Consider the following 4388-nt stretch of genomic DNA (forward strand, 5'->3'; position numbering starts at 1 on the left):
GTAGTATCGAACTCTCTTCGCTTGCTCAAAGAAAAAGGTAGATAGATGGAAAGCCTTTATATCCTCATTCCTATCGCTATTGTCTTAGTCTGTGTTGCTGTCGCTGTCTTTCTTTGGGCGGTAAAAAGTGAACAGTTTGAAGACTTAGAGCGTCAAGGCCACAATATTTTATTCGACGAAGACGATCATAAAGAGAATCCACCGAAATGAGTCCAGACTGGATTGGCGCCTTTTTTATTGGATTAGTCGGAGCTGGCCATTGTATGGGTATGTGTGGTGGAATCGCTTCTATGCTAACCATGGGCCAAAGCCAACCTTCTAGGTGGATTCCTCTGTTTTATAACAGTGGCCGTTTAATGAGTTACGCATTGATAGGCGCCGTTATTGGGGGCGCCGTCTCTTCCATATCAATGATTGGCGAGTTGAACAACGTATTAATTTGGCTAAGACTAGCCGCCGCCTTATTTATGATCTTGCTCGCGTGTTATATCGGCAGATGGTGGCAGGGACTATTGGTTATCGAGAAGTTTGGCCAGTCGCTGTGGCGAGTAATATCCCCTGCGGGTAAATCATTGTTACCCCTAAAGTCCCCTATTCATGCGTTACCGTTTGGCTTTATTTGGGGATGGCTACCATGTGGCTTAGTCTATTCAATGCTAACTTGGTCAGCCGTCGCTGGTAGTGCATTAAATGGGGCCTTAGTGATGCTTGCTTTTGGTCTAGGCACCTTACCTGCAATGCTGCTTGTTGGACACTCGGCGGTACTTCTCCATAAACTGCAAAATTCACTCATATTTCGACATATCGTCGCTTTTACGATCTTAATTTATGGATTGTATACTGGGTATAGTGTGCTAGTTATTTTATCTACAAGTTTGTAGTTAACTGTTTTTAAGTCATTTTTTCCGCTATCCTTTAGGGCTAATGGGTGCTAAAATATTGATGTATATCAAATAGTGAAAGGTTGTTATGATTTCTGAAAAGCCTGCAACAAAGCGTATTCAATCGGGTGGCTGTGCTATCCATTGCCAAGATTGTAGTATTAGTCAGCTTTGTATTCCGTTTACGCTAAATGAATCTGAACTCGATCAGCTCGATCAAATTATCGAGCGTAAAAAGCCAATTCAAAAAGGCCAAGAGTTGTTCAAAGCAGGAGATGAACTCAAGTCTCTTTACGCGATTCGTTCAGGAACAATCAAGAGCTACACGATTACCGAACAGGGTGATGAACAAATCACGGCATTTCATCTAGCGGGTGATCTCGTTGGTTTCGATGCTATCACCGAAGACCAGCACCCTAGTTTCGCCCAAGCCCTCGAAACTTCAATGGTGTGTGAAATCCCATACGAAATTCTTGATGACCTATCCGGAAAAATGCCTAAACTTCGTCAACAGATCATGCGTCTGATGAGTAATGAGATTAAAGGCGACCAAGAGATGATCTTATTGCTTTCGAAAAAGAATGCAGAAGAGCGCTTAGCGGCTTTCCTATACAACCTATCTACTCGTTTCTCTCAGCGTGGTTTTAGTCCTAGAGAGTTCCGTCTGACCATGACTCGCGGTGATATCGGTAACTATTTAGGTTTGACTGTTGAAACTATATCGCGCTTGTTAGGTCGCTTCCAGAAGTCAGAGATCTTAAGTGTTAAAGGTAAGTACATTACTATTATTGATCATGATGCTCTAATGGAATTGGCTGGCGTATCAACAGAATCGTAATAATTTTCAATGATGTAGCTCGCATTTCACCTTGAAATAGAGCTACATCATACTTCTCTCAAAATCCTCTAATTATTTCTAAAACTCTCCTCTTAACTAAGCTACATTAATCATAAGCCCTCCTCGTCTCTAAGGAGTCATTATGAGTATTTATAATAAGATCTTAGTCGTTGCTGATATCAATAAAGATGAACAACCTGCTCTCGCGCGTGCGATGCAATTGGCCGCCAAAAGTCGTTCTCCTAGCCGAGTGACCTTCTTCTTATCTATTTATGATTTTTCTTATGACATGACGTCGATGCTATCTGTTGATGAGCGCGATGCCATGCGCCGTGGTGTCATTCACCAGCGTGAGCAGTGGATGCACAAGGTCGCAAAAGAATACATTAATGAAGAGGTAGAGTTTGATGTCCAAGTCGTGTGGCATAACCGACCATACGAAGCGATTGTCGCGGAGGTGTTTGCTGGCGAGCACGATATTGTTATCAAAGGAACTCGTAAGCATGACGTGCTCGAGTCGGTTATCTTCACGCCTACCGATTGGCACTTACTACGTAAATGTCCATGCCCAGTCTTATTGGTTAAAAATGCCGATTGGCCAGAAGATGCTAGCATACTTGCTTCGGTACATGTGGGGTCAGAGAATGACACTCATTTGGGGTTAAATGATGCCATGGTTGACCAGTTAAATAGCTTGACTGAGCGCTTGGGCGCAAAGCCTTATTTAGTCAATGCGTACCCTGTTACCCCTGCTAATATCACGATTGAACTTCCAGAGTTTGATCCTGCTACTTATACAGACGCGGTTCGCGGTCATCATCTTACTGCGATGAAAGCACTGCGTCAGAAGCATGGTTATGACGAAGAACACACGGTGGTGGAGCAAGGGTTGCCTGAAGATGTGATCCCACACGCAGCAGAAAAGCTTAACGCCGCGATGGTGATTGTTGGTACAACAGGCCGAACTGGTTTATCGGCTGTATTTATTGGTAATACCGCAGAACACGTGATTGATAAGATCAATTGTGATGTTATGGCGTTGAAACCTCAAGGCTATATCAGCCCACTCGACCCTAAAACCGCAATTTAAAGTCTGTACATAAAGAAAAAGGAAGATAGTTTGGCTATCTTCCTTTTTTGTTTCTTGGCTACCTAGACGTTAGTGACGTCAATGAACATTGACTCATCAATATTGGTTGAAGAGACGATCGCTTCACTAAACTCATACTCTTCACGGCTGCCTTCACGATCTAACGGCAGGTTGACAAAATCAAACAGCTCTTTGTCGGCAAGCTGACTTGGGCTCACATTTTGAATCGACTTAAAAATCGCTTCAACACGGCCTGGCGTTTTCTTATCCCACTCGATAAGCATTGCCTTGATGGACTGGCGTTGAAGATTTTCTTGAGAACCACATAGGTTACAAGGAATGATCGGAAACTCTTTGTGCTCAGCGTATTTAATTAGATCTTTCTCACGGCAGTAAGTCAACGGACGAATGACTACATTACGGCCATCATCAGAACGAAGTTTAGGTGGCATTGCCTTTAAACGAGAACCGTGGAACATGTTAAGGAACATAGTTTCAACGATGTCGTCCATATGGTGGCCAAGCGCTAGCTTTGTTGCACCAATTTTCTCAGCAAATGAGTATAGAGTGCCGCGACGCAGACGTGAACAAAGGCCACAAGTTGTTTTACCCTCAGGAATCTTCTCTTTTACTACCGAGTAAGTGTCTTTATCTACGATGTAGTAAGGGATGTTTAGAGTTTCGAAGTAATCTGGAAGAATGTGCTCAGGGAAGCCAGGTTGCTTTTGGTCTAGATTAACTGCAACCACTTCAAACTTGATTGGAGCTGCTTTCTGCAGGTTGAGCAGAATATCAAGCATTGCGAATGAATCTTTACCGCCACTGATACAAGCCATTACAACGTCACCTTCTTCGATCATGTTGTAGTCTGTAATGGCGTTGCCAACATTTCTTCGTAAACGTTTTTGAAGCTTGTTGAATTCAAGGGTCTCTTTACGTGTATCTATTTGGTTCATCGCTAGCTCTCACATTGCCGAACAAGTCGACAGTAGCACTTCCTAAGTGGTGTTATTTGGGGCGAGGATTATACGAGCTTTTTGATTAGGATTAAACGTTTCACACAGTAAAACTGCGTAAGATACAGATTTCAGTCCAGTGATTACATACAAAAAGGGTCGCATTTAGCGACCCTTGTAGTTTTAGGCTTTCGGTAAGTAAGGCAACACGCGTGATGTTTGTTGCGGAAGAATCATGGTGCCACCCTCGCCTATTTCTTCAAGAGAGACTTGAACCTTACCATCGACAATTGGCTTAGTTCCACCATTAGAAAACTGAACTTGTGAATTAAGCTTGTTTGGGAACTCAAGGGTTAGACCTTCGACATCAGGCGTAAACCAACTGGCAAACATTCCGCCCAACTGTTCTAAAATGGCTTGCATTTGTGGCAGCAAGGTTTTGACTTCTTGGTAGCTCACTTCTCCTGACATCGGCTCCTTGGTCATCACTACCATAGAAAAGTCGCAGCGCATATCCTTCGGCGTGTGCACGAACACTAGAGGATTTGCCGAGCGAAGATTATTGTCTAATGGAACAATAACCTCCTTGTACGGGGAGATAGTGAGTTCTTCGTAATGTTCAT

Annotated in this window: 6 protein-coding genes; 4 read left to right on the forward strand and 2 right to left on the reverse strand. The window is 43.3% G+C overall.

Going from position 1 to position 4388, the window contains the following annotated elements:
• Nucleotides 1–45 precede the first annotated feature (45 nt).
• From ccoS to uspE, 4 genes are all read left to right on the forward strand, one after another.
• The gene (ccoS, locus tag QTO00_RS15500) at nt 46–210 is read left to right on the forward strand and encodes a cbb3-type cytochrome oxidase assembly protein CcoS (protein WP_038209389.1); all 165 of its coding nucleotides are present in this window, start codon (nt 46–48) and stop codon (nt 208–210) included.
• Nucleotides 207–881, forward strand: coding sequence for a sulfite exporter TauE/SafE family protein (locus tag QTO00_RS15505; protein WP_331425591.1), 675 nt, complete (start codon nt 207–209; stop codon nt 879–881). The genes ccoS and QTO00_RS15505 overlap by 4 nt, the downstream gene beginning before the upstream one ends.
• An 88-nt stretch (nt 882–969) precedes the next feature.
• Complete coding sequence (locus QTO00_RS15510) at nt 970–1719, forward strand: FNR family transcription factor (RefSeq protein WP_038209385.1); 750 nt, start codon at nt 970–972, stop codon at nt 1717–1719.
• A 142-nt stretch (nt 1720–1861) separates the two neighbouring features.
• A complete protein-coding gene (gene uspE, locus QTO00_RS15515) occupies nt 1862–2809 on the forward strand; it encodes a universal stress protein UspE (protein WP_331425592.1) in 948 nt (315 codons plus the stop codon).
• Nucleotides 2810–2871: 62 nt separating this feature from the next.
• On the opposite strand, the gene ttcA is transcribed toward uspE, so the two are convergent.
• A complete protein-coding gene (ttcA, locus tag QTO00_RS15520) occupies nt 2872–3765 on the reverse strand; it encodes a tRNA 2-thiocytidine(32) synthetase TtcA (RefSeq protein WP_331425593.1) in 894 nt (297 codons plus the stop codon).
• 183 nt (nt 3766–3948) lie between these two features.
• On the reverse strand, nt 3949–4388 hold a 440-nt coding region (locus tag QTO00_RS15525), incomplete at its 5' end, for a DUF2987 domain-containing protein (RefSeq protein ID WP_331425594.1).

It is taken from the genome of Vibrio sp. M260118, assembly GCF_036533755.1.
In the GTDB taxonomy this organism is placed as follows: domain Bacteria; phylum Pseudomonadota; class Gammaproteobacteria; order Enterobacterales; family Vibrionaceae; genus Vibrio.